This is a genomic window from Sphingomonas panaciterrae, from assembly GCF_036890205.1.
GTDB classification, from domain to species: Bacteria; Pseudomonadota; Alphaproteobacteria; order Sphingomonadales; family Sphingomonadaceae; genus Sphingomonas; species Sphingomonas panaciterrae.
Genome location: NZ_JAKNQR010000009.1, coordinates 86,465 through 111,100 on the forward strand (window position 1 = coordinate 86,465; position 24,636 = coordinate 111,100).

28 protein-coding genes and 1 tRNA gene are annotated in these 24,636 nt (G+C 67.2%); 16 read left to right on the top strand and 13 right to left on the bottom strand.

All coding sequences use genetic code 11. The features are described 5' to 3' along the window. Positions 1-9: 9 nt before the first annotated feature. The 3 genes from coaD to L8F96_RS16040 are packed head-to-tail and all read right to left on the bottom strand — an operon-like array spanning position 10 to position 1,648. Positions 10-516 (bottom strand): pantetheine-phosphate adenylyltransferase, encoded by a 507-nt coding sequence (gene coaD / locus L8F96_RS16030; RefSeq protein WP_046409351.1) that lies wholly within the window; start codon positions 514-516, stop codon positions 10-12. A 2-nt stretch (positions 517-518) separates the two neighbouring features. After that, complete coding sequence (locus L8F96_RS16035; protein WP_125945383.1) at positions 519-1,415, bottom strand: polyprenyl synthetase family protein; 897 nt, start codon at positions 1,413-1,415, stop codon at positions 519-521. After that, entirely contained in the window at positions 1,412-1,648 is a 237-nt protein-coding gene (locus L8F96_RS16040; RefSeq protein ID WP_125945384.1) for an exodeoxyribonuclease VII small subunit, read from the bottom strand. The genes L8F96_RS16035 and L8F96_RS16040 overlap by 4 nt, the downstream gene beginning before the upstream one ends. A gap of 131 nt (positions 1,649-1,779) precedes the next feature. Here L8F96_RS16040 and L8F96_RS16045 point away from each other — a divergent pair, with 131 nt between their 5' ends. The 8 genes from L8F96_RS16045 (at position 1,780) to pal (ending at position 8,967) form a co-directional block, all read left to right on the top strand. Beyond that, entirely contained in the window at positions 1,780-3,138 is a 1,359-nt protein-coding gene (locus tag L8F96_RS16045) for an NAD-dependent succinate-semialdehyde dehydrogenase (protein ID WP_334656670.1), read from the top strand. A 100-nt stretch (positions 3,139-3,238) separates the two neighbouring features. Continuing rightward, positions 3,239-4,123: a hypothetical protein gene (locus tag L8F96_RS16050; protein WP_334656651.1), complete on the top strand. Its 885-nt coding sequence runs from the start codon at positions 3,239-3,241 to the stop codon at positions 4,121-4,123. A 52-nt stretch (positions 4,124-4,175) separates the two neighbouring features. Continuing rightward, on the top strand, positions 4,176-4,643 hold the full coding sequence (ybgC, locus tag L8F96_RS16055; RefSeq protein WP_046406696.1) for a tol-pal system-associated acyl-CoA thioesterase: 468 nt from the start codon (positions 4,176-4,178) through the stop codon (positions 4,641-4,643). Beyond that, positions 4,640-5,332 carry a protein TolQ gene (gene tolQ, locus L8F96_RS16060; protein WP_046406694.1) on the top strand — a complete coding sequence of 231 codons (693 nt, stop codon included), beginning with the start codon at positions 4,640-4,642 and terminating at the stop codon, positions 5,330-5,332. Before ybgC ends, tolQ begins: the two co-directional genes overlap by 4 nt. A 44-nt stretch (positions 5,333-5,376) precedes the next feature. Beyond that, complete coding sequence (gene tolR / locus L8F96_RS16065; protein WP_125945387.1) at positions 5,377-5,808, top strand: protein TolR; 432 nt, start codon at positions 5,377-5,379, stop codon at positions 5,806-5,808. After that, entirely contained in the window at positions 5,805-6,917 is a 1,113-nt protein-coding gene (gene tolA / locus L8F96_RS16070; protein WP_417158999.1) for a cell envelope integrity protein TolA, read from the top strand. The genes tolR and tolA overlap by 4 nt, the downstream gene beginning before the upstream one ends. A gap of 107 nt (positions 6,918-7,024) precedes the next feature. After that, positions 7,025-8,389: a Tol-Pal system beta propeller repeat protein TolB gene (tolB, locus tag L8F96_RS16075; protein WP_417159000.1), complete on the top strand. Its 1,365-nt coding sequence runs from the start codon at positions 7,025-7,027 to the stop codon at positions 8,387-8,389. A 59-nt stretch (positions 8,390-8,448) separates the two neighbouring features. Further along, positions 8,449-8,967, top strand: coding sequence for a peptidoglycan-associated lipoprotein Pal (gene pal / locus L8F96_RS16080; RefSeq protein WP_046406691.1), 519 nt, complete (start codon positions 8,449-8,451; stop codon positions 8,965-8,967). 118 nt (positions 8,968-9,085) lie between these two features. Here the strand turns inward: pal and L8F96_RS16085 are convergent, their stop codons facing one another. The 8 genes from L8F96_RS16085 to L8F96_RS16120 all read right to left on the bottom strand — a co-directional run bounded on the left by L8F96_RS16085 (position 9,086) and on the right by L8F96_RS16120 (position 16,275). Next, a complete protein-coding gene (locus L8F96_RS16085) occupies positions 9,086-9,292 on the bottom strand; it encodes a Trm112 family protein (protein WP_046406689.1) in 207 nt (68 codons plus the stop codon). Further along, a complete protein-coding gene (locus tag L8F96_RS16090) occupies positions 9,289-9,906 on the bottom strand; it encodes an LON peptidase substrate-binding domain-containing protein (RefSeq protein WP_046406687.1) in 618 nt (205 codons plus the stop codon). The genes L8F96_RS16085 and L8F96_RS16090 overlap by 4 nt, the downstream gene beginning before the upstream one ends. Continuing rightward, complete coding sequence (locus L8F96_RS16095) at positions 9,903-10,799, bottom strand: tetratricopeptide repeat protein (RefSeq protein ID WP_046406686.1); 897 nt, start codon at positions 10,797-10,799, stop codon at positions 9,903-9,905. The genes L8F96_RS16090 and L8F96_RS16095 overlap by 4 nt, the downstream gene beginning before the upstream one ends. Positions 10,800-10,909: 110 nt before the next feature. Then, the gene (locus L8F96_RS16100; RefSeq protein WP_046406684.1) at positions 10,910-11,755 is read right to left on the bottom strand and encodes a TorF family putative porin; all 846 of its coding nucleotides are present in this window, start codon (positions 11,753-11,755) and stop codon (positions 10,910-10,912) included. 175 nt (positions 11,756-11,930) lie between these two features. Then, positions 11,931-13,460, bottom strand: coding sequence for a SulP family inorganic anion transporter (locus tag L8F96_RS16105; RefSeq protein WP_296220489.1), 1,530 nt, complete (start codon positions 13,458-13,460; stop codon positions 11,931-11,933). Next, the gene (locus tag L8F96_RS16110) at positions 13,460-14,158 is read right to left on the bottom strand and encodes a carbonic anhydrase (protein WP_046406681.1); all 699 of its coding nucleotides are present in this window, start codon (positions 14,156-14,158) and stop codon (positions 13,460-13,462) included. Before L8F96_RS16110 ends, L8F96_RS16105 begins: the two co-directional genes overlap by 1 nt. 90 nt (positions 14,159-14,248) lie before the next feature. After that, positions 14,249-15,568 (bottom strand): ATP-binding protein, encoded by a 1,320-nt coding sequence (locus L8F96_RS16115; protein ID WP_125945390.1) that lies wholly within the window; start codon positions 15,566-15,568, stop codon positions 14,249-14,251. Continuing rightward, on the bottom strand, positions 15,565-16,275 hold the full coding sequence (locus L8F96_RS16120; protein ID WP_046406678.1) for a response regulator transcription factor: 711 nt from the start codon (positions 16,273-16,275) through the stop codon (positions 15,565-15,567). The genes L8F96_RS16115 and L8F96_RS16120 overlap by 4 nt, the downstream gene beginning before the upstream one ends. Positions 16,276-16,427: 152 nt before the next feature. Here L8F96_RS16120 and L8F96_RS16125 point away from each other — a divergent pair. From L8F96_RS16125 to L8F96_RS16155, 7 genes are all read left to right on the top strand, one after another. After that, positions 16,428-16,502 (top strand) — tRNA-Gly (locus L8F96_RS16125). A 155-nt stretch (positions 16,503-16,657) separates the two neighbouring features. Then, positions 16,658-17,458 (top strand): DUF72 domain-containing protein, encoded by an 801-nt coding sequence (locus L8F96_RS16130; RefSeq protein WP_125945391.1) that lies wholly within the window; start codon positions 16,658-16,660, stop codon positions 17,456-17,458. Between the two features lie 59 nt (positions 17,459-17,517). Continuing rightward, a complete protein-coding gene (locus L8F96_RS16135) occupies positions 17,518-17,979 on the top strand; it encodes a GNAT family N-acetyltransferase (protein WP_334656652.1) in 462 nt (153 codons plus the stop codon). 64 nt (positions 17,980-18,043) lie between these two features. After that, on the top strand, positions 18,044-19,096 hold the full coding sequence (locus tag L8F96_RS16140) for a class I SAM-dependent methyltransferase (RefSeq protein ID WP_334656653.1): 1,053 nt from the start codon (positions 18,044-18,046) through the stop codon (positions 19,094-19,096). Next, entirely contained in the window at positions 19,093-19,608 is a 516-nt protein-coding gene (locus L8F96_RS16145; RefSeq protein ID WP_296222227.1) for a GNAT family N-acetyltransferase, read from the top strand. The genes L8F96_RS16140 and L8F96_RS16145 overlap by 4 nt, the downstream gene beginning before the upstream one ends. Before the next feature lie 11 nt (positions 19,609-19,619). After that, complete coding sequence (gene pgeF / locus L8F96_RS16150) at positions 19,620-20,411, top strand: peptidoglycan editing factor PgeF (RefSeq protein WP_334656654.1); 792 nt, start codon at positions 19,620-19,622, stop codon at positions 20,409-20,411. Positions 20,412-20,548: 137 nt separating this feature from the next. After that, positions 20,549-21,763 (top strand): UbiH/UbiF/VisC/COQ6 family ubiquinone biosynthesis hydroxylase, encoded by a 1,215-nt coding sequence (locus tag L8F96_RS16155; protein ID WP_334656677.1) that lies wholly within the window; start codon positions 20,549-20,551, stop codon positions 21,761-21,763. Positions 21,764-21,794: 31 nt separating this feature from the next. Here the strand turns inward: L8F96_RS16155 and L8F96_RS16160 are convergent, their stop codons facing one another. Continuing rightward, positions 21,795-22,628 carry a TauD/TfdA dioxygenase family protein gene (locus tag L8F96_RS16160; RefSeq protein WP_334656655.1) on the bottom strand — a complete coding sequence of 278 codons (834 nt, stop codon included), beginning with the start codon at positions 22,626-22,628 and terminating at the stop codon, positions 21,795-21,797. A gap of 78 nt (positions 22,629-22,706) precedes the next feature. Between L8F96_RS16160 and L8F96_RS16165 the strand changes: the two genes are divergently transcribed. Next, the gene (locus tag L8F96_RS16165) at positions 22,707-23,363 is read left to right on the top strand and encodes a Crp/Fnr family transcriptional regulator (protein ID WP_334656657.1); all 657 of its coding nucleotides are present in this window, start codon (positions 22,707-22,709) and stop codon (positions 23,361-23,363) included. 244 nt (positions 23,364-23,607) lie between these two features. Here L8F96_RS16165 and L8F96_RS16170 read toward each other — a convergent pair whose 3' ends face one another. Continuing rightward, positions 23,608-24,501, bottom strand: a complete 894-nt coding sequence (locus tag L8F96_RS16170; protein WP_334656658.1) for a hypothetical protein — start codon at positions 24,499-24,501, stop codon at positions 23,608-23,610. Between the last annotated feature and the right edge of the window lie 135 nt (positions 24,502-24,636).

The following is a 24,636-nucleotide window of genomic DNA, read 5'->3' on the forward strand; positions in this document are numbered from 1 at the left end:
GCCGGAAACCTATTGTCCGCCGCGCCGCCCGGTCTGTTCCACACGTGCAACGACTTCGTCGCGCACGGCGGGGCTCACGAACTTGCTGATGTCGCCGTTGAAACGGGCGATTTCCTTCACCAGCCGGCTGGCGATCGGCTGCAACGCCACATCGGCCATCAGGAAGACCGTTTCGATCCGGTCATTCAACTGCTGGTTCATCCCGGCCATCTGATATTCATATTCGAAATCGGCCACCGCGCGCAGGCCGCGAACGATCATGCTGGCGCCTTCGCGCTCGGCGAAATCCATCAGCAGCAGATCGAAGCTGACGACGCGGATGTCGGCGTCCAGCCCGGCGCATTCACGCTCCACCTGCGCCATCCGCTCCTCAAGCGAGAACATCGGGCTTTTCGACGGGTTGGTCGTGACGCCGATGACCAGCCGGTCGACCAGCTTCGCGCCGCGCCGGATGATGTCCATGTGGCCCAGCGTGATCGGATCGAACGTCCCCGGGTAAACACCGATTCTCGCCATGCTCAATGATCCCTTGAAAGCACGAAGCGCGCGATGTCGCGGAGCAGGTCGGCCTCCGGGCCGTAGCTGCGCAGGTGCGCAATCGCCTGATCCACCAGCATCCGGCATCGCTCCCGTGCCGCATCCACCCCGAGGAGCGAGACAAAGGTTTCCTTGCCCGCCCCGTCATCCTTGCGCAGCTTCTTTCCGGCCAGCGCTTCATCGCCCTCCACGTCGAGCAGATCGTCGACGATCTGGAAGGCAAGACCGATATCGCGGGCATAGCCGCGCAAATGCGTGCGTCCCTCGGGCGGGATGCGGCCGAGGATCGCCCCAGCCTCCACCGCGGCGAGGATCAGCGCGCCGGTCTTCATCGCCTGCAGCCGGGTGACGGTGGCAAGGTCGAAGCTGGCGCGTTCGGCCTCCAGATCCATCATCTGGCCGCCCGCCATGCCCGCGGGGCCGGCGGCACGCGACAGATCGAGCACCAGTTCGGCGCGGACGAAGGGATCGGGATGGGTGGCGGGATCGGCCAGCACCTCGAACGCCAGCGCGTGGAGGCAGTCGCCGGCGAGGATCGCGGTCGCCTCGTCAAACTGCTTGTGCACGGTGGGACGGCCGCGACGCATGTCGTCATTGTCCATCGCCGGCAGATCGTCGTGGATCAGCGAATAGACATGGATCGCCTCCAGCGCGAGCGCGACGCGCCCGGCACAGTCCATGTCGCAGTTGAACAGCCGCGCGGTGGCGACGACCAGCAGCGGGCGCAGCCGCTTGCCACCATCGATCGCGGCGTGGCGCATCGCGCGATAGAGGTCGGCGCGGGGATCGTCCGGCACCGCCAGCAACGCATCGAAGCGCGCGTCGATGTCGCGCGCGGTATCGGCCAGTGCCGCCGAAAGCGTCGGGGTGAGGGTCATCCGGCGGTGAAGGGTGTCGTCGTGGCGCGGCCCTCGGCGTCAAGCCGGATCGCCTCGATCCGGGCCTGCGCGGCATCGAGCCGTTCGGCACAGCGCGCCCGCAGCTGATTGCCGCGTTCGTACAAGGCGATTGCATCCGCAAGCGGCGTATCGCCGGATTCAAGGCGCGCTACGATCGCTTCGAGCTCTTTCAGCGCGGCCTCGAACGTCAGGCTGTCGACGGGCGTGTCCATGGCGGTGCTATGGGACAGGCGCGGGCGAGGGGTCAAGCAGGCGCGGCGCCGCGGGGCGGCCGGTGCGACAGGACGAGGCAATAGGGGGAATGGCGGAGGATACGGGCGTGCGCGCGATCGTTTCAGGCGGCATGTTCCAGAGCATCAATCCCGCCACCGGCGCGCCCGGCGCCACCCATCCCGAACACACCGACGCCGAGGTGGAAACGCGCGTCGCCCGCGCGCATGCCTTCTGGGCGGAATGGCGCACCACCGACCTGAAAACGCGCACCGACTTGCTGGAGCGGATCGCCGAGGCGTTCGAGGCGGACAAGCGCCGGCTGGGCGAGATCGCGACGCGCGAGATGGGCAAGACGCTGAAATCCGCCATCGCCGAGGTGGAGAAATGCGCGGCGGCGTTCCGCTATTATGCGCAGAACGGGCCGGGGATGCTGGCACCCCGAACGGTCGAGGTGCCGGGCGGCAAGGCGACGAGCCATTACCTGCCGATTGGCGCGGTGCTGGCGGTGATGCCGTGGAATTTCCCCTACTGGCAGGTGGTCCGCTGGCTGGCGCCGACGATCCTGGCGGGGAATGTCGGGCTGCTGAAACATGCCTCGCTGTGCCAGGGCGTCGCCGCCGCGATCGAGGAGACGGTGATCGCTGCCGGGGCGCCGGCCGGACTGTTCCAGAATCTGGCGATCAGGAGCGGCAAAGTCGGCGCGCTGATCGCCGATGACCGGATCGCGGCAGTGACGCTAACCGGCAGCGAGGGCGCCGGCGCGAAGGTCGCCGAGGCGGCGGGCGCCGCGCTGAAGAAGGTGGTGCTGGAACTGGGCGGATCGGATCCGTTCATCGTCATGCCGTCGGCCGACCTCGACGCGGCGGCGAAGGCGGCGGTGACGGCGCGCACCCAGAATACCGGCCAGTCGTGCATCTGTGCCAAGCGGATGATCGTCCACGCCGATGTGTATGACGCGTTCCTCGAGCGCTTCTCGGCGGGCATGAAGGCGGTGGTCGCCGGCGACCCAATGGATGCGGCGACCGACATGGGGCCGCTGTCGAGCGAGGAGCAGCGCCAGACGGTGATCGACCAGCTGGCGCAGATCGAGGCGGCGGGCGGTCGGCTGCTGCTGGGCGGCGAGCCGCTGCCGGGGAAGGGCGCCTTCATGTCGGCGGGCATCCTGGTCGATGTGCCGATCGATCATCCCGCCGCGCAGGAGGAATTGTTCGGGCCCGTTGCGATGCTGTTCCGCGCCGAGGACATCGACGCCGCGATCGCGCTGGCCAATGACGTGCCCTTCGGCCTTGGCGCGTCGGTGTGGACCAGCGACGAGGCCGAGCAGGAGCGCTTCACTCGCGACATTGCCTCGGGAATGATGGCGGTGAACAAGATGCTCGCCTCCACACCCGAGGCGCCGTTCGGGGGGATCAAGAAATCGGGCCACGGCCGCGAACTGGGTGCCTATGGCCTGCACGAATTCATGAACCTGAAGACCGTGTTCGACTGACGCGCGGCGCGAGGTGGCGGCTCATCGCATCCTTTACTCCGCGTTTACCTTCCGGGCGCAGACCCGTCGCAACGGGAATCCGGGGGAGAACGGAGCCGCCATGTCACGCGTTACACAAGCCATCGTTGCCACGGCCGCCATTGCGGCGCTGGCCGCCTGCGCCACGCGCACCAAGGAAGTGGCGGTGGCCACCCCGCCGCCAGCGCCCGCCCCGGTGCCGGTCTATGTCACGCCGGCGATCACGCCGATCAACCGCGGCCTCTCTCCCGCGGCGACCGTATGGCACATGCGGGTCGCGCTGAACGTCGCGGCGCTGGCGTGTCGGGGCGCGCAGGGGAACCACATCGTCGAGGGCTATCGCACGCTGCTGACCAACCAGAAGGCGGCGCTCGCCACGGCGGAAACCGCGCTGGAGAGCCAGTATCGCGCAATGGGTGGCGACTGGCAGGACCGCTATGACGACGCGATGACGCGGCTGTACAATTTCTTCTCCCAGGCGCCGGCGCGCGACCCGTTCTGCACCGCGGCGGCGGCCACGCTGACCGAGGCGGAGCGGCTGGGCCCCAATGAGCTGCAGGCCTTTGCCGCGGCGGTGCTGCCGACGCTGGATGCGCCGTTCGCCGAAATGCTGGCACCGCGACCGGTGATCGCGCTGGCGGCGCCGACATCTGCGCCCGCGCCGACGCCGGTTGTCGGCGCGGTTGCCGCCACCGCGGCGCCCGCGGCGGCGATTGCCGCGCGCCCGGCGCCGGTGGCGGTGTCGGGGACGAGCATCAGCGCGGTTCCTGCGCTGGCGACGGCCCCGGCGGTGGTGACGCCGGCAGTGGCGGTGCGCGCGGCGACACCGGCAGCGCCTGCACCGGCCAGCGCAGCCCGCACGACAGCGGCGTTGCCGGCCGTGGCGACCCGTGCGGCGGCGGCCCCGGTGGCGGTCGGCACGCGTGCGCCGCGGATCGAGGTCGATCCGGCGGTTCTTCAGGACTGACCACCCGCCACGGGACTGTTCGCGACGATCCGCTTCGGTTAACAGGCCGGTAATGGAGACCGGCCGCATCGATCAGCCTGTGGAAGGCCGCTTCGTCGGGGTCGAGCATCGCCTGCCGATCCGCGTCTATTTCGAAGACACCGACCTGTCGGGCATCGTGTACCACGCCAATTACCTGCGCTTCATGGAACGCGGGCGATCGGACATGCTGCGGCTGGCCGGGATCGACCAGCGCGCGGTGCATGAGGCGGGCGAGGGTGCCTATGCCGTCACCAGCCTCGCCATCCGCTATCGCGCGCCGGCGCGGCTGGACGATGCACTGGTCGTCGTGACGCGGGTGACCGAGGTGCGCGCGGCCAGCGTTTCCATTCATCAACGAGTCATGCGCGACGCGCTTGTGCTGGCCGACGCGGATGTCGTCGCGGCGCTGGTGGCACCGTCGGGGCGACCCCGGCGGCAACCGCGTGACTGGATCGAACGTTTCGGCGCACTTGCCGACAAGGGGGACTTGAGGCCTTGAACCCGTTCTTCAATACCGACGCTGCTACCCTGTCGCCCATCGCCCTGTTCCTGCAGGCCGATTTCGTGGTGAAGGGCGTGATGTTCGGCCTGCTCGCTGCCAGCATCTGGACCTGGGCGATCATCTTTTCCTTCTGGCGCAAGCTGGGCCGGACGCGGAAGGCGACCGAGAAGTTCGAGCGCGATTTCTGGAAGGCGGACGATGTCGACGCCTTCTACAAGACGCGCGCCGAGGAGGATCTGCCGAGCGCCCGCGTCTTTGCCGCCGGCGTCGCCGAATGGCGGCGATCGACGCAGGGATCGGTGATCGATCGCGGCGGCACGCGCGAGCGGCTCGCGACCACCATGGGCGCGGCAGTCGCCAACGAGATCGACAATCTGTCGGACCGGCTGAACGTGCTGGCGACGGTCGGCTCGGTCGCGCCGTTCGTCGGCCTGTTCGGCACGGTGTGGGGCATCATGCGCAGCTTCACCAGCATCGCCAGCCAGCAGAATACGAGCCTGGCCGTCGTCGCGCCGGGCATCGCCGAGGCGCTGTTCGCGACCGCGATCGGGCTTTTCGCGGCCATTCCGGCGGTGATCGCGTACAACCGCTTCAGCCACAGCATCAACCGGATCGAGGCGCGGCTGAACCGTTTTGCCGACGGTTTCCACGCGACGCTGTCGCGCCAGCTCGATCGCGAGCGGTGAGCATGATGCCGTCGATCGATCCAGCCGTTCAGGAGGGCTGAGCCATGGCGATGCAGCTTCCCTCGCAGCGATCCGGCGGGCGCCGAGCGCCGATGGCGGAGATCAACGTCACGCCGCTGGTCGACGTGATGCTGGTGCTGCTGATCATCTTCATGGTCACCGCGCCGCTGCTGACCGCGGGCGTGCCGGTGAACCTGCCCGACAGCCGCGCCAAGCCGCTGGACCAGGACAAGGAGCCGACCGAAATCTCGCTCGACGCCGATGGCCGGATCTTCATCGCCAAGGACGAGATAGCGGCCGACGCGCTGCCCGCGCGGCTGGACGCGATCGCCGCCGAATCCGGTGAGGGTGATCCGCCGCAAGTGTATCTGCGCGCCGACCGTGCGCTGGATTACGGGCAGGTGATGCGCGTGATGGGCGAGCTGAACCGCGCCGGGCTGAACCGCGTCGCGCTGGTGACGATCGGGGACGAATGACCCGGATGGACCGGTCGGAACGCATCGGGCTGGGACTTGCGCTGGCAGGACATCTGATCCTGTTCGGGTTGCTGTCGGTCGGCTTCCTGGCGACGCCCAATCCCGAAAAACTGAAGCAGCAGCCGATCGAGGTGAGCCTGGTCAAGGACGTCGGGCTGGAAGCGACGGCGCCGCAAGCGGTGGAGGAGCCGGCACAGTCGGTCGCGCCCGAGACGGGCGAGCCGGACGATGCCGCGCCGCCCGCCCCGGCGGAGCCCCCGCCTGCGCCCGAACCTGCGCCCGCACCCGAACCCGCGCCGCCCCAGCCTGCGCCCCAACCTGCGCCCAAGCCGGCGCCGCCCGCGCCTGCGCCCAAGGCCGCACCGAAGGCGGAGCCCAAGCCAAAGCCCGCGCCGCCCAAGCCGCAGCCGGCCCCCAAGCCGGTTGAGAAGCCCAAGCCTGCGCCCAAGCCCAAGGCGAATCCGGCGGCCGAGCGCGAGGCAGCGAAGAAGGCGGCCGCCGCCGAAGCCGCCGCCAAGGAAGCAGCGGCCAAGGCGAAGGCGGCGGCCGACGCCAAGGCCAAGGCGGCGGCCGATGCGAAGGCGAAGGCCGCGGCGGACGCCAAGGCCAAGGCAGCGGCTGATGCGAAAGCCAAGGCGGCCGCCAAGGCACGCGGATCGGGATCGGACAGCGAATCCAAGGCGGCGCGGCCCAAGGGCGGCCGGCTGGGCGACGATTTCCTGAAGGGGCTGAGCACCGAGAAATCGACCAGCCGCAGCCAGACGCCGCGCGCGGCGAAGATCGACGGCGCGGCGCTTGCCTCGATCGTCCAGGCGATCGCGCGGCAGATCCAGCCGTGCGCCGATCGCCAGGTCGACCCGGGCCCGGGCGCGAACGAGATCGTCACGACCCTGAACCTCAGGCTCAACGAGAATGGCACGCTGGCGGCGACGCCGACGATGGTGCGTCAGACCGGGGTCACGCCGCAGAACGAGCGTTATGCGCAGCGCGTGAAGGACCTGGGCATTGCCGCGTTCAAGGGCTGTTCACCGTTGAAGCTGCCACCGGAATATTACGACACGCCCAATGGCGGCTGGAACAACATCAATTTCAAATGGAAGCTGCGGTGATGACCCATCACGATTTTGACCGTCACGGGCCGCTCGGGCGTTCGCCGGCACCCGCGCGCGCCGATGCGCCTTCCCGCCGGATGCGCGCCGGGGTGATGGCGCTGTTCATGACGCTGCTGGCGACGACCGCCTCGGCGCAGGACGTGCCGCCGACGCCGCTCAACGTGCCGGCACCGGCGGCTGCGGCGGCGCCGGCGCAGACCACGGGCGGCCCGCTGGAGGTCGACGTGACGGGCGGCATTTCCGCGCCGATGCCGATCGCAATCCCGTACATGCCGCCCGCCACGGTGGTGCAGACGCCGGCGGGATCGACCGACGCGCTGGGACGGCAGCTGGCGGAGATCGTCACCAACGACCTGCGCAATTCGGGGCTGTTCTCGCCATTGCCGCCGGCACAGCTGCGGGCGGTCATGTTCCCCGAGGTGCAGAGCCCGGCGTTCAGTTACTGGGGCGGGACGGGCGCACAGGCGCTGGTGCAGGGCTATATCCGCGCCAATGGCGACGGGACGCTGACGGTCGGCTGCTATCTGTACGACGTGTCGGCGCAGACCGAGCTGATGCGCCAGGGCTTCGTCGTGCCGCCGTCCGACTGGCGGCGCGCGGCGCACAAATGCGCCGACATGGTCTATACCCGCCTGACCGGCGAGGGGCCGTATTTCGACAGCCGCGTCGTCTATGTCTCGGAGACCGGGACCAAGGACAAGCGCATCAAGCGCCTGTCGATCATGGACCAGGATGGCGCCAACCACCGTTTCCTGACCAACGGTCAGTCGATCGTGCTGACGCCGCGCTTCTCGCCCAATCAGCAGTCGATCGTGTACATGAGCTATGTCGGGCGTGTGCCGGGCATCTATGTCTATGAGATCGGCAGCGGGCGGCAGCGGCTGGTGGTGCAGAATGTCGCGACGACCTTCGCGCCGCGCTTCTCGCCCGATGGGCGCTGGATCCTGTTCTCGATGGCGACGGGCGGCAACACCGACCTTTATCGTGTGCCCGCCGCCGGCGGCACGCCGCAGCGGCTGACCAATTCGCCGGGCATCGACACCGGCGGCAGCTATTCGCCCGACGGCAGCAAGATCGTGTTCGAGAGCGACCGGTCCGGCGGGCAGCAATTGTATGTGATGAACGCCGATGGTTCGAACCAGCAGCGCATCAGCTTCGGCGGTGGGCGCTATGGTACGCCGGCATGGAGCCCGCGCGGCGACATGATCGCCTTCACGCGCATGTCGGGTGGCTTCCGCATCGGTATCATGAACGCCAATGGCGGGGGCGAGAAGATCCTGACCAATGGCTGGCACGACGAGGGGCCGAGCTGGGCGCCCAACGGCCGGGTGCTGATGTTCTACCGCTCCGCGCAGGGACGCAGCGGCAAGGCGGACCTGTGGTCGGTCGACCTGACGGGCGTCAACGAACGCCGCGTGCCGACGCCGCTCGACGGGTCGGACCCGTCATGGGGTCCGCTTCGGCCGTAAAATTGTTACTGGATACTGTTACCTGGGGGGCAACGGGGCAGAAAATGGGAGAAAAGAGAATGGCCAGACTAACGACCACCATCCTGCTCGCGACGGCATTGGTGACCACTGCGGCCTGTTCCAAGAAGCGGCCGGAAGTGCTGCCGCCGGCGCCGGGCGAAGCGCCGACGACGGGCCAGACCGGCCAGACCGGGCCGGTGGATGGCGTGGTGACGCCGGGCTCGGCGGAGGATTTCAAGCGCTCCGTCACCAGCGACACGGTCAATTTCGGGCTGGACCAATATGACATCGACGGCACCGCGCGCGGCATCCTGGACAGCCAGGTCGTGTGGCTGCAGCGGTACCCGAACGTGCGCGTGACGATCGAGGGTCATGCCGACGAGCGCGGCACGCGCGAATACAACCTCGCGCTGGGCGATCGCCGCGCCAATGCGGCGAAGAACTACCTCGTCGCGCGCGGCGTGTCGCCGAGCCGCATCACCACGATCAGCTATGGCAAGGAGCGTCCGCTGGCGCTCGGCTCGGACGAGGAGAGCTGGGCCCAGAACCGCCGTGCGGTGACGGTGGTGCTGAACTGATCCGCCGGGGCGAGCGCGCGCGATCGGGCGCTGCTCGCCCGCGATCATGCAAAGGGCGCTGGTGCCAATCGCACCGGCGCCCTTTTTTGTGTCCGCTAATGAGTGCGCGGTGCCTGGCTCAGGCCGTTGATGCGGGCGCGATGTGGCGGGCTTCCTCGACGAGGAGGACGGGTACGCCATCGCGAATCGGATAGGCGAGGCCGGCGGCGGCGGAGACAAGCTCGCCAGCCGCCTCGTCCAGCACCAGCGGGGTGCGCGTGACCGGGCAGACCAGCCGTTCGAGCAGCCAGGGGTCGATCGTCGCTGCCGGCTTGTCTCCGGTCATTGCAGCGTCACCCGGTCATCGCCGTCATGGCGGCCGAAGAATTGCATCAGCTGGACGATCAGGTCCGCGCGCACCTTGATGCCGTCCGCCTCGAGCAGCGCCTGTTTGGCGGCGACGTCGAAGGGGGCGATCTGCGCGATGCCGTTGACGAGGCTCTGGTCGTCGAGGCGGGCGACCGCCTCCCAGTCGACGGCATAGCCCTGATGCTCGGCGAAGCGGCGTGCCTCCAGTTCCAGCGCGGAGCGTTCGCCCAAGGACAGCGTCTCGGGCTCGGGCTCGGGCAGCAGCGTCGCCTCGACCTGACGGAACAGGGTGGCGACATCGAGCTCGCGCTCGATGCGGAACAGGGCGACGCCCTCAAGCACCAAGTTGGAGCGGCCATCGTCCAGCATCTCGATATCGGCGATCCGCCCAACGCAGCCGATGTCGTAGAGCGCCGGCTTGTCGCCAGCGCCCGCCTCCATCATCCGCGGCTGGACCATGCCGATCCGCCGGTCGCGCGCCATCGCGTCCGAGATCATCGCCCGGTAACGCGGCTCGAAAATGTGCAGCGGCAGGTGCATGCCCGGGAAGAGGAGGGCGCCCGGCAGGGGGAAGATGGAGAGCCGGGTCATCCGAACAGGATGGCGGACAGCCGGCGGCGCTGCGCCGACACCCACGGATCCTCGAGCCCGACGACCTCGAACAGTTTCAGCAGCTGCTGCCGCGCCGCGCCCTCGTTCCAGTCACGCTCGCTGGCGATGATGGCGAGGAGGTTGTCGGCGGCGGGATCGCGGTTGCCCGCCGCCATCTGCGCATTGGCGAGGTCGAAGCGCGCCTGATGATCGTCCGGGTTGGCGGCGACGGCGGCCTCAAGCGGGGCGAGGTCATCGACGACAGGAGCCGATTGCGCGAGCGCCAAAGCGGCACGGGCGCGTTCGATGTCGGGGCGCTTGGCGACCTCCTCCGGCAGCGTATCGAGCATCGCCTGCGCCTCGTCATGCGCGCCCACGGCGACCAGCGCGCGGATGCGGCCGGACAGGACGGCGGGATGCTCGGGCGCCATTTCGACGAGCTGGTCGAAGATCGACAGCGCGCGTTCGGCGTCGCCCTCGGCCAGCACCTGTTCGCCCATCGCGATCAGCGGCTCCAGCTCCGCCTCCTGCGACTGCGCCTCGCCCTGGATCGGGAGCTGGCGCAGCAATTGATCGAGCATCGTGCGCAGCGCCGATTCGGTGCGTGCGCTGGTCAGGTCGGCGACCAGCTGACCCTGGAACATCGCATAGACGGTCGGGATCGAGCGGATCTGGAATTGCGAGGCGATGAACTGGTTCTTGTCGGTATCGACCTTGGCCAGCACGACACCCTTGTCGGCGTATGCGGCGGCGACCTTTTCCAGGACCGGGGTCAGCGCCTTGCACGGGCCGCACCATTCGGCCCAGAAATCGATAATGACGAGCTTCGTCATCGACGGCTCGACCACATCCGTGCGGAACGCCTGGACGGCTTCCTTTTCCGCGGCACTCATTCCCAGCGTAGCCAAGGGCTGCTCCCGATTGATGGTTCGCGCCCTTATGTGGGGACGGGCGAGGGGAAGCAAACCCCCCGCCCGCCGCTAAAGCACAAGTTCAGGGCGGATCAGAACGCCGCGGCGACCGAGAAGACCACCTGATCCGAATCGATCCGGCTGCCGTTCTTGGTCGAGGAGAAATTGGGCTGGAGATACGCGATCTCGCGCTTCTTCAGGTTGGTGTCGACGAACGCGACGCCCAGCGTGAGCGGCGTGTTGGGGACGGCGAAGTCCAGCCCGATCATATAGTCGAGATATTTGCCGGTCGGCGCGATGCTGGTGCCGTTGGGGCCGAGGCCGCGGTTGCCGTCGGAAAAGCCGATATGCGCCTTGGCGGTGAGCGGCGTCGAGGGAATGCCGACCGAGCCGTCGACCCAGAGGTAGAGATTGTCCTCCTTGTCGCCCGGATCGTTGTAGATCCCCGCGGCCGCATCGGCGCCGGAGAAATACCAGCGGCCCAGCGCCTGCTGCTGGGGCGCATAGGCGATACCGGTGAGGAGGGTAACGGGGCCGAGCGTGCCCGAGACCTTCACATAAGGTTCGGCAAAGTCGGTCTTGTTGGCGCCGCCGGGGTACATGTACCATGTCAGGCCGACGTCGAGGTTGACGCCCGGCGACACTTCGGTGGCAAAGCCGCCGATGAGGTCAAGCTCCATGTTGGAACCGCCGAACGTGCCCCAGCCGGCGAGGTTGGATGCCCAGACGCCGGCATAGACGCCGCTTTCATGGCTGACGGTGATCCCGCCCTGGATCGCCATTTCCTTGTCGGTCTGCGACACGCCGCGATAGCGATAGTCGGATACAAGGGCGACGCTGCCACTGACGGTGATGGGCTTGGGAGGCTCTTCCTGGGCCTGAGCGGGAAGAGCGGCGACCGCGAGGAGCGCGGCAGGCAGATACTTCAGAAACATCATGGAACCTCCTGTTGGCAGAGGCTCCTCCTGCTTCCGGTCCGCTTGCGCTCCTCCTCCCTCTAAGGGAGCGGTCGCTCGCTGGCCGGACACCTTGACGCTATCGCAGCAAAATGAATGTAATATTGCTGGATTGCGTCAAAGTGTTTCCGGGTGGGTCGTTGCTAGTGGTTGATGGTCAGACCGCGAGCGCGGCGATCCGCCCACGCTGGCCGCGCAATTCGACTGGCGTACCAGCCGCCTTGCGACGCTGGAACCAGTCACGCAGCAATTCCGCCGACGTATGGTCCACCGCATCGAGCTTCGACACGTCGAGGCGGACCGGGGCGCCTGCGGGCACGCGATCGAGCGTGGCCGACAGCTTGGGCAGGGTGACGAAGGTTGCCGCGCCGTCCAGCGAAATGGCGTGCGACTCGCCCTCCTGCTGCTCGAACACGCGCAGGCGGAGGCGGCGCAGGTTCGGCACCAGTTCCAGCACCGTCAGGCCAATGCCGACCAGCACGCCGGTCAGCAGATCGGTGGCGACCACCATGATCAGCGTCGCGGCCCAGATCACGACCGGCAGCACGCCATAGTCACGATACAGGTGCTGCGCATGCTTCAGGCTGACCAGGCGCCAGCCGGTGACGACCAGCACCGCGCCCAGCGACGCCATCGGGATGGCGCGCAGCAGCCACGGCAGCAGTGCGACGAAGCCGAGGATCCAGACGCCGTGCAGGATCGCCGACGAGCGGGTGACGGCGCCGGCCTGCACATTGGCGGACGAACGCACGATCACGCCCGTCATCGGCAGCGAGCCGGCGAAACCGCACAGGAGGTTGCCGATGCCCTGCGCGCGCAGTTCCTTGTTATAGTCGGTGCGCACGCCGTCGTGCATCTTGTCGACCGCGGCTGCCGACAGCAGCGTTTCGGCCGAGGCGATGAAGGCGATAGCGACCGCGGCGGTCAGAATGGCCGGTTCGGCGAAACGGCCCAGGAAGCCGTTTTCGGGCGGGGTGATCGCGCCGATGATCGATTCGGGAACGACGACCTTGGCGACGTCGAGGCCGAGGATGACGGTGAGCAGCGTCGCCGCGACGACGCCGACCAGCGCGCCCGGCACCAGACGCAACGATTTCGGGCGGAATTTCTCCCAGCCGACCATGCCGCCGATGGTGAGCAGCGCGATCATGAAAGCGAGTTCGGTGGCGCGCAGGTCCGACGACAGGCCGAGCAGGCGACCCGGCATCGCTGCCAGATTCTCGAGGCCCGACGACAGCGGCTTGTGATCGAACAGCACGTGGAACTGGCCGACGACGATCAGCACGCCGATGCCCGCAAGCATACCGTGGACCACCGCCGGGCTGATCGCGCGGAACCATCCGCCGAGACGGAAGATGCCGGCGACCACCTGAATCCCGCCAGCGAGAATCAGGATCGGACCCAGTGCCGACAGGCCAAGATCACGCACCAGTTCGAAGACGATGACCGCGAGGCCAGCGGCGGGGCCTGACACCTGAAGCGGCGAACCCGCCAGCGCACCGACGACGATGCCGCCGATGATGCCGGTGATCAGGCCCTTTTCAGGCGCCACGCCAGAAGCGATCGCGATGCCCATGCAAAGGGGCATCGCGACGAGGAAGACCACGATCGAGGCGGTGAAGTCCCGACCGAAGAACTTCAATGAAGGTATGGAGACGCCAGGGCGCTCGATCGCATCCTGTCTCATCACTCGGCTGCCTCTTGCATGATGAAGTCAGCCGCCAGGCGCTTCCCGGCGGGAAGGGCGACCGGCAGCGGCTTGTCGGCACGGACGGCCTCGAACCGCGAGGTTTCGCCGTTCAGCGCCAGCATCTGGCCATTGTGGATGTCGACGAACCAGCCGTGCAGCGCGATCTCGCCGCGCGCGATGCCGGCGGCGACCGACGGATGGGTGCGCAGGTGCGCCAGCTGAACCACGACGTTCTCGAGGCTGATCGCGCGGATGCGGGCGCCATCCTCCAGTTCGGTATAGCTCGAATCGACGACCTGGCGTGCGGCGGAGCCGTGACGCAGCCAGGCGGCGACGTTGGGCATCGGCTCAAGCTTCGCGGGATCGCCAGCCAGGCCCTTCATCGCGCCGCAATCGGAGTGACCGCAGACAATGATGTCGCGGATGCCGAGAGCCGCGATGGCGTATTCGACCGTGGAGGTAACGCCGCCATTCTGTGTCGCGTAAGGCGGCACAATGTTGCCGGCGTTGCGGCAGACGAACAGGTCGCCCGGCTGCGCCTGCATGATCTGCTCAGGCACAATACGCGAATCCGCGCAGCTGATGATCAGCGCCTTTGGTTCCTGCCCATGATTGGCGAGCTTCGAATAAAGCGCGCGGCTATCTTCATAGACCTTCTTTTCGAAGTCGAAGACGCGGCCGATGAGTTCGTTCACGGGGCTGCTCCTAAAAAAACTGGAACAGCTTATTTAGTTGCTGCGCTTTTCTGGACCGCAGCGCCAACGTTACATTTAATGTCTGGTGGATCAGGCGAGGCGGGTGATGGGTAAGGTGACCGTGGCCACCAATCCGCCGCTGGCGCGGTTGGACAGCATCAGCTGCCCACCCTCTGCCGCGATCGCCTGCACGACGATCGGCAGGCCGAGTCCGAAGCCAACCGTGTCGCGCCCGCGCGCCGGGTCGAGCCGCACGAACGGCTCGAGCACCGCGTCCATCTGGTTTTCGGGAATGCCCGGCCCGTCATCCATCACGCGAATCGTCACCACCCCGTCGCCCGGCTCCAGCACGACGGTGACCCGCTCCCCATAATGGAGCGCATTCTCGACGAGATTGGTCAGCGCGCGCTTCATGGCGAGGCGACGCAGCCGCAGCTCGAAATGGTCGGGGCCGACATAGGTCGCCTCATGACCGCGGTCGGTCGCGTCATCGACCAGCGTCGCGCACAGCACGGCGAGATCGAGCGCGGTGGGCTTCTCCGGATCGCTATCGCCGCCCAGGAAGGCGAGCAGCGACGCAATCATCGCCTCCATTTCGGACACGTCCTGCCCGATCGCGGCGCGCACCTCGTCGCTGGGAATCGATTCGGTGCGCAGCCGCAGCCGGGCAAGCGGGGTGCGCAGGTCGTGGCCGACCGCGGCGAGCGACTGGGTGCGCGCCTCGATCAGCGCGGCGATTCGCGCCTGCATCCGGTTGAACGCCGTGACCAGTCGCCGCACCTCACGCGGGCCGTCCTCCGGGACGGAGCCGACCTCATAATGGCCGACACGATCAGCCGCCTCCGCCAGTTGCTTGAGCGGTTTCAGCGTCCGGCGCAGCATCAGGCCGCCGAGAATCATCAGCGCGACCGCCGGGACCAGCCCCAGCAGCACGCGTTCATAGGCGAAGTCGAGCTTCGCCACCGCCTCCAGCGTGCGGAATTGCAGCCAGCTGCCATCGCGCAGCCGCAGCGCCCCCATCACCTTGGAATTGCGCGCCGGCGCGATCAGCCGGAGCCGGATGTCGCCGGTGCGCAAGGCCGGCTCCCACTCGACGATCTGGCGGCGCATCGGATCGAGCGCGGGATCGGGCGCGGGCGGTACCAACGTGGCATCGTGCCACTGCACTTCGTAGCGATCGGTGGTCAGCTCGTTCGCCAGCGCCGGCCGCTGCGACGCCGAGCGATCCTCCATCAGCCGGCGGGTGATGACGAGATGTTCGGCGAGGCGCCGTGCCTCGTCATCCCGGACGGAAAACTCGCTCGCCCGCTCGTACAGCGCGGTCGACACGCCGAACTCGATGACCATGGTGAGGAGGAGAATCGCGACGACCTGCCCGAGCAGGCCGACGGAGGGGATCCAGCGCCTCAACTGCGCTCCACGGGAACGTTGAGCATGTAGCCGACGCCGCGCACGGTGACGATCGGGGCCTGTTCGCCCGCGCTCGACAGCTTGCGCCGCAGCCGGCTGACCAGCACGTCGATCGAGCGGTCCGAACTGTCGCCGAGGCGTGTGCGCGACAATTCGATCAGGCGTTCGCGCGCGATCACGCGCTGCGCATGATCGGCAAGCGCCACCAGCAGATCGAATTCCGCGCCGGTCAGGTCGACAGAGGCGCCGGTCGGCGAGGTCAGCTCACGGCGCGGCAGGTTCACCGTCCAGCCTTCGAAGCGGAGCATGCCATGGTCGCCCTCACCCGAGCGGCGATCGAGCGCCGGACGGCGCAGCACGGCGCGCACGCGTGCGACGAGCTCGCGCACGCCGAACGGCTTGGCGATGTAATCGTCCGCGCCAAGCTCCAGCCCGACCACGCGATCGGTTTCGCTGGAGCGCGCCGACATGAAGATGATCGGCACGTCGCTTTTCTGGCGCAGCGATCGACACAGATCGATCCCGCTGGTGCCCGGCAACATGATATCGAGCAGCACGAGATCGACCGGGCCCGAATCAAGCGCGAGCCACATTTCGGGCGCGGCCGAGGCGGGCCGGACGTTGAAGCCGTTTTCCTGGAGCGCGCGAGCGGTGAGCATACGCAGCGCCGGATCGTCCTCCACGAGCAATATGGTAGGGGCGGTCATGCAAGGGGCGGACTAAAGGGGAAGGGCCGCTTCGGTCAATGTTTCAGACGGTGACGTAACGTTTCTGAGTATTTTGGGGTTGCAGGGTCAAAAAGTCGCTGCTAGTGGCCGCGCCTCACCCAGCCCGGAAGCATCCGGGACACGGCGCCAGAGCGGGCGTAGCTCAGGGGTAGAGCACAACCTTGCCAAGGTTGGGGTCGAGGGTTCGAATCCCTTCGCCCGCTCCAGTCGCTGCCAATCAGGGCAGCGACCCAGCGAGAATGATCTCGCGCCAATCATCAGCACAGCCCGCCACATCATTGGATGTCGCGACTTGTTTCGCGGGCGCAGCGCGTTTCGCGGGCGGGGTTCGCTTGGGCGTCCGGCGCGCTACACATCGGGCATGACGGATGCACCGATTCGCGTTGGCATTGGCGGCTGGACCTTCGAGCCCTGGCGCGGAACCTTCTATCCCCCGAAATGGCCGATCAAGCGCGAGCTGGAATATGCCGCGAGCCATCTCACCGCGATCGAGGTGAACGGCACCTTCTACTCCAGCTTCAAGCCGGCGACCTTTGCCGGCTGGGCCAAGACGGCGCCCGACGGCTTCGTCTTTGCGCTGAAGGCGTCGCGCTATTGCGTGACGCGCAAGGTGCTGGCGGAGGCGGGCGAATCCGTTGCGCGATTCGTTGGACAGGGGATCGTCGAGCTGGGCGACCGGCTGGGGCCGATCCTGTGGCAATTCGCCGCCACGCGAAAATTCGATGCGCAGGATTTCGCCGCTTTCCTGGCGCTGTTGCCGGCGGCGCATGAGGGCGTCGCGCTGCGTCACGCGGTGCAGGTGCGACACGACAGTTTCGCGGTGCCCGAGTTCGTTGCGCTGTGCCGCGCGGCGGGCGTCGCCATCGTGTTCGGTGATTCGGCGAGCTATCCCGCGATCGCCGATGTGTCGGGTGACTTCGTCTATGCCCGGCTGGAAAATGCGGTGGAGGAGGAGCCGGCCGGCTATGCCCCCGCTGCGCTCGACCGCTGGACGCAGGTGGCGCGTGGCTGGGCGGCGGGCCAGCAGCCGGAGGGGCTGCCCTATGTCGCGGCAGAGCCAGCGCCGGTGCGGCCGCGCGAGACATTCGTGTTCTTCATCAACGGCGCCAAGGTGCGCGCGCCGCATGGGGCGATGGCGATGATCGACCGGCTGGCGACCTGAACGGCAAGGGGGATCCCATCGCCATCAATCTTCCGGCTAAACCCATTCGCGCGGATATCATGCCCCGTCAGCCCATCATCATCCGCCCCTTCGCCGGGGCAGCCGACACGACGACATTGTCGCAGATCTGGCTCGACGCCTGCCTGATCGCCCATTCCTTCATCGGGGAGCAGCGCCTGATCGAGCAGCGTTCGCTGATCGAGGACCAGTACCTTCCCCATTCCGAGACATGGGTGGCGACGATCGAGGGCGCCCCGGTCGGGTTCATCAGCCTGCTCGATTCCTTTGTCGGTGGGCTCTTCGTGGCGCCGCAGATGCAGGGGCGGGGAATCGGCCGCCGGTTGATCGACCATGCGATGGGGCTGCGGGGCGAGTTGGAACTGGACGTCTATGTCCTGAACGCGGCAGCGATGCGTTTCTATCGGCGGATCGGCTTTCAGGAGGTGTCGCGGCGGGTGGTGGACGACGAGGGCATGCCGTTCGAGAATGCGCGCCTGCGCCTGACTGGTGCCGCCGCCTGAGCAATGCCTGCCCGTATGCGCCCGGGTTGCGGCGCGCGGCGGCGGCGGGCATGTCGCCGGGCTGATGAGTGACCCCGCCGTTCCCGCTTCGCCCGACCCGATGGAGGGCAACCTTCCCGAACGCCTCGCCCGCGCGATCGCGCTGGGCGGGCCGATCCCGGTCAGCCAGTTCATGGCCGCCGCCAACGCGCATTATTATGCGACGCGTGACCCGCTGGGCGCGGAGGGCGACTTCACCACCGCGCCTGAGATCAGCCAGATGTTCGGCGAGCTGATCGGCCTGTGGGCCGCCGACCTGTGGGATCGCGCAGGACGGCCCGAGGTGCGCTGGGTGGAATTGGGCCCGGGGCGCGGCACGTTGACCGCCGATGCGTTGCGCGCCGCTGCAAAGGCCGGCTTCACCCCGCCGGTCCATTTCGTCGAGACCAGCCCGACGCTGCGCACGCGGCAGGCGGCGGCGGTGCCGCAGGCGGTGTGGCATGACGATGTCGAGGACCTGCCGACCGATCGCCCGCTGATCATCATCGCCAATGAATTCTTCGACGCGCTGCCGATCCGCCAGCTGGTGCGCGGGCCGGCGGGATGGCGCGAGCGGCTGGTCGCCTGCCAAGACACGTTGTTCCTGCCGATCGGCGGCGCGACCGTTCCGGACAGCATCATCCCCGAGCATCTGCGCGATTCGCCGATTGGTGCGATCATCGAGACCTCGCCCGCCAGCGTCGGCATCATGCGTGTGCTCGCCGCGCGGATCGTGGCGCAGGGCGGCGCGCTGCTCGCAATCGATTATGGCTATGAGGGCCCGGCGGTAGGCGAGACGCTGCAGGCGGTGCGCGGCCACGATTTTGCCAATCCGTTCGAGGAGCCGGGCGACCGCGATCTGACCGCGCATGTCGATTTCGCGACGCTGGGCATGGTCGGCACGGCGAGCGGCGCGATCGTCTCCGGGCCCGTGGGACAGGGCGATTTCCTGACGCGGCTGGGCATCGATGCGCGCGCCGCGGCGCTGGGGCCCAGGGTGGCGCCGGATCGCGAGCGGCTGGTCGTCGCCATGGGCACCTTGTTCAAGGTGGTGGCGATGCGCCATCCCGACTGGCCCGAGCCGGCCGGTTTCGCATGATCGACTATCGCCCGGCGACGCCCGCCGACGCCGAGCCGCTCGACACGATGGCACGCGCGGTGTGGCTGGCGACCTTTGGCCATTCGGCGCCCGCAGACGACATCGCGGCCTATGTGGCGCAGCATTATGGCGCGGCGGGAACGCTGCGCCGTCAGTTGCTCGACCCCGCGTTCGACTTCCAGCTGGCGGTCGATGGGGCGGCGGTGGTCGGTTATTGCAAGCTGGGGCCGACCTTCTTTGCGGGCGAGGTGCCGACCGACGACGCGCTTCATCTCCACCAATTGTACGTCGATCCCGCGCGGCATGGCAGCGGCGTGGCCGCCCGGCTGCTCGACTGGGCTTATGACGTCGCGCGCAGCCGCGAAAAGAGCGCGGTCCTGCTGACCGTCTGGGAAGAAAATGGCCGAGCGCGCGCCTTTTACGCCAAGCACGGCTTCGTCCATGTCGGCGATTATGCGTTCCAGACCGGGTCGCAGATCGACCGCGACCTCATCATGCGGCGCGAATTGTGAGCGGAGTTGATATGGATAGCGGCGTAGGTTTGAGCGGCGGCGACGGGAACGGTGTGGAAGTGATCCGGGCGCGCAGTCTGGGCGACGTGGCGCATGGATTCCTCGGTCGGCGCGGCGGGGTGTCGCAGGGGCTGCATGGCGGGCTCAACGTCGGGCTTGGCTCCGACGATGATCGTGCCGCGGTCGATGAAAACCGCCGACGCGCGGTGGCGGCGGTGTTGGGGGGCGCGCCGCTCGTCACCTGTTTCCAGGTGCATTCGGCCGATTGCGTGACGATCACGCAGGACGTGGCCGAACGCCCGCGTGCCGATGCGATGGTCACTGACCGGCCGGGCCTCGCGCTCGGCATCCTGACCGCCGATTGCGCGCCCGTGCTGCTGGCCGACCGGGAGGCGGGCGTCGTCGGCGCCGCCCATGCGGGGTGGAAAGGCGCGATCGGCGGGGTCACCGACACGACGATTGCCGCGATGGAAGCGCTTGGCGCGCGGCGCGATCGGATCGCCGCCGCGATCGGCCCGTGCATCGCGCGCGCCAGCTATGAGGTGGACGAGGCGTTCCGCCGCCGCTTCGAGGAGGAGGATCCCGCCAATGAGCGGTTCTTCGTCGATGCCCGCGCGGGCCACGCCAAGTTCGACCTGGAGGCCTATGTCACGCATCGGCTGGCGAGCGCAGGGGTGCAGCGGATCGAGGCGCTGGGGCTGGATACCTATGCCGATGAGGACCGCTTCTTCAGCTATCGCCGCGCGACGCACCGGAGCGAGCCCGATTACGGCCGGCAGATCGCGATCATCGGCCTGCGCTGAGCGCCGCGCCGGCCCCGGCTCTGCTTTCGCTGGGCCTGTGCTTTCGCCGGGGCGATGCAACCGCTAGAGCCCTGGGTGACTTGTCATAAGCGGCGGCGACAGGCTGGCGGCGGAAAAGAGCGTATCGAATGACTCACATGCAACACGCGGACGTCCTGATCCTGGGTGGCGGCCTGGTCGGCGCGACGCTGGCGCTGGCGCTCGATCGCCATGGCATCTCCACCATCGTCGTCGATCCGGCGGACCCGGCGGTCACGCTGTCGGCGGGGTTCGACGGGCGTGCCTCCGCGATCGCCAGCGCCAGCCACCGGATGCTGGAGGCGATCGGCGTCGCCGACCGGCTGCGCGGGCAGGGGTGCGCGATCCGGCAGATCCGCGTCAGCGACGGGCTGGAGCCGGGCGCGCTCGATTTCATCCCCGATGCCGATGACGGCGCGCTGGGCACGATGTACGAGAATCGCGCGCTGCGCCGGGCGCTGGCCGAGAGCATGAGCGAGAGCAATGTCGATTTCCGCCCGCTGACCCGCGCGCTGGAGGTGGATCGTTCCGCTGCGGGTGTCCGCGCGACGCTGAGCGACGGCAGCGTCGTCACGGCATCGCTGCTGGTCGCCGCCGAAGGCCGCAATTCGCCAACCCGCGCCGCTGCGGGCATCACCACGGCCAATTGGCGCTACGACCATGCCGCGATCATCGGTGCATTCCACCACGAAAAGCCGCATGAGAGCATCGCGTTCGAGATCTTCTATCCCACCGGCCCCTTCGCGCTGCTGCCGCTGGTCGACGACGATGACGGGCATCGCTGCGCCATCGTCTGGTCAGTGAAGCAGGCGCAGGGCCCGGCGATGCTGAAACTGTCCGACCGCGCCTTCCTCGCGGAGGCGGAGAAGCGGATGGGCGGGTTCCTCGGCACCCTCTACAAGGCGAGCCCGCGCGCGAGCTATCCGCTGGGCTTTCACCATGCCGCCACGATCACCGCCGAGCGGCTGGCGCTGGTCGGCGACGCCGCCCATGGTATTCACCCGATCGCCGGCCAGGGGCTGAACCTGGGCTTCCGCGATGTCGCGGCGCTGGCCGAAGTGCTGGTTGAGGGACGACGCCTCGGGCTGGAGGCGGGCGATGCGCAATTGCTTGACCGCTATCGGCGCTGGCGCAGCCTCGACACGATGATGGTCGCGGGCGCGACTGACGTGCTGACCCGCCTGTTCGGCATTCCGGGGCGAACGGCGAGCGCGGTGCGCCGCTTCGGCATTTCCGCCGTCAACGCCATCCCGCCGCTGAAGGACCGCTTCATGGCGGAGGCGCGCGGCGAGAGCGGCGCGCTGCCGCGGCTGCTGCAGGGCATGACCATCTGATCCAGCCGCGGGCGGGCGCCGCTTCGCGCGATCAGTGCAGCGGCTCGCCCGAGATCGTGATGCGGTGCATCAGCCGCCGGTGCCCGTAATAATCGTTCATGGCGAGATGCCAGGTTGAGCGGTTGTCCCAGATGGCGAGCGACCCCGGTGCCCAGCTGACGCGGCAGTGGAACCGATCCTGCATCGCCACCTGATAGAGGTAGGTCAGCAGCGGCATGCTCTCCTCCCGCGTCCAGCCTTCGAAATGGAGCGTGAAGGCGGGATTGACGTACAGGATCTCGCGCCCGGTCTGCGGGTGCCGGATGATCACCGGGTGGACGGCGCGGGTACGCTCGTCATGGCCCTTCAGATCGGCGGCCTGATCGGTCTTCGCGTAGATGCCGTCGGCGCTGTAGATGTGATCGGCCGAATGGACCGCGCGCAGGCCGCGCAGCGTCGTTTTCAGGCCGTCGGACAGGCTGTCGAAGGCCGCACCGAGGCTGGCGAACAGCGTGTCCCCGCCGGTCGGCGGCGTCTCGCGCGCCAGCAGGATCGAACCCATGGCGGGCACCTGGTCATAACTGTGATCGGTATGCCAGCCGCCGCCGATATTGGTCTGCTGATTCTCCGTCTTTCGCACCTCGGCGATTTCCGGGTAGCCGCCGTTCGCCGGGAAGTATTTGTTGACGTCGATCGGCCCCCAGCGCCGGGCGAAAGCGATATGCTGTTCGGGCGTCAGGGTCTGGTCGCGGACGAACAGGACGCCGTGGTCCGCCACCGCCCGCCGCAGCGCGTCGAATCCCGCGTCGTCGATCGTGTTCAGGTCGACGCCGTGCGCCTCTACGCCGACATGCGCCGCCAGAGGGTGCATTTCGGGTATCGCCATTGATCCTCTCCTTGTTGGTTGCTGCTGACCGTACCGCCGCGGCTGGCCTGAAAATGTCCCGCGGGTTACATTTGGCGCATGCTGCTGGAGGAGCTTCGGGTCAGTCGCTGGTTTGCTCGCCAGTCGGGTGCGCTGCAGAACAGCCTTGCCGCCGCTGGGCGCCTGCGGGCGCTTGGGGCGGGGCAATGGGTCTATGGCGAGGGCGATGATGCGACGGGGCTGGTGATGGTGCTCAGCGGCATGCTGCGGCTGGAGGCGATGGTCGATGATCGCACCATCCTGGTCGGCGTGGCGCAGGCCGGCGGCGCCTTTGGCCAGTCACAGCGGCATGGCGGCGGCCCACGGATCGTGACCGCGCGCGCCGGGCCGCCGAGCCGCGTGTTCACGGTCAGCGATGCCGCGCTGGCGCGCGTCGGTGCCGAGGAGCCGCTGTTGTGGCACTCGGTCAGCACGCTCGTCTATGCGCAGCTGGACGCGAGCGTTCATTCGCTGGCGCAGATGCTGGCGCTGCCGCCCCGCGCGCGGATCGCGCGGCGGCTGCTGCCGTTTGCCGCGGTCGGGGAGGCGCCGCTGTCGCAATCGGACCTGGCCGAGCTGTGCGGCCTTTCCCGGAAAGCGGTCAATGTGCATCTCGCGGCGCTGGAGCGGTCGGGGGCGATCGGCAGGGGCTACGGCCATGTCCGGGTGATTGACGCGGCGCTGCTGGAGCGGGCGGGGGCTGGCGGAGAAATGTGAGGCGCCGACGCCGCGCAATGCCAGGTGCAAAAAAACCGTCGGTTCACCGCCGCTGGCGCTGGTGCGGTGGTTATTCCGGATAGACGATCGGATGAAGTAAGGCGAAGCTCGCCGTGATTTTCCGTCAGGGATGGCGCAGTGCCCATCCCTGACCGGAAAAGTGGTGCCCAGAAGAGGATTTTACGGTTGGCACCAAAAATGGCGGATTTCTGCGGTTTTCTGAAAGAGCGTCGGGACGGTTGTATTAGGCCTTTGTACTAGCCTTAGGCAAGGGCTTGGTGACGGGGGGCTTAAGCGCATGTGTCACGTCATCGAACCGCCACCCCGTTGCGCCAGCCAGACATGCAATCAGGCTCACTGCGGCAACCACCATCACTAGATGACCGTCAATCCAGCGGAAGCCAATCTTCTGGGCGGAGCCTATGTTTGATGACAATACGCGGAGAGACCGAGCTACGTCGCGGTATGTGTCAGAGTACTCTGTAAGTTTATTCATTATCTTATCTTGATTGATATCGATCTCGTTCATTCTCCTTGTAAGCTCGTTTACAGCCCTATCTCTAGCCTCGTTAGCTTTTCTCATTGCATCGGCGATATGGCGAGACATATCTTTGAGATGTTGCTCGACATTTTGCATGTATCCCATGTCAGAGGCGTGGCCCCATCTAGAGCGATAGTTACTCGCGTTTTCGTCAAGAACATTCTTGTAGTCGTTGACAAACTGTTCCGTCATCTTACTGATGTAATCAGGTGAAAGGCCAGTATAAATATCTTCTAGGCTTCTATTGACGTTGATCCTTCCGCGCAACTCGGATGCGTCAAGCCACCCCGTCATATCGTGAATGTGTTCATCCACAAGCTCATCGACGGTTTTTACGGACTCGCCAGCAAACCGCGATGAGTTGCGAGCCAGCATCGTCCTGTACTCAATGAAATACTGAACAAACATGTATATTAGGGCTAACGCTAACAGTATAAATGCCGTTCTGGAGGGCAGGTCGACTTCGGCACCAACGAACGGGGGCTTTAGCTTTGACGGTGACGCCAACCACAATACGATAACTGCGGAGCACAAGAGGATGAGATTTCTTTTATGTTTATGAAAAGTTTCGCTGAGACTTAGCTCCACCTTGCTCATACCAGCTATCCATGATCTGCCTGCCAACGTGCATCTAGACTGAATGCTTGGCTTGGCTCTGGCAATCAGCAACCCGCCTACGGCCTGAAATTGCTAAAGATATGCGAGAGGGCAATCAGACAATTCTGAGCGCGC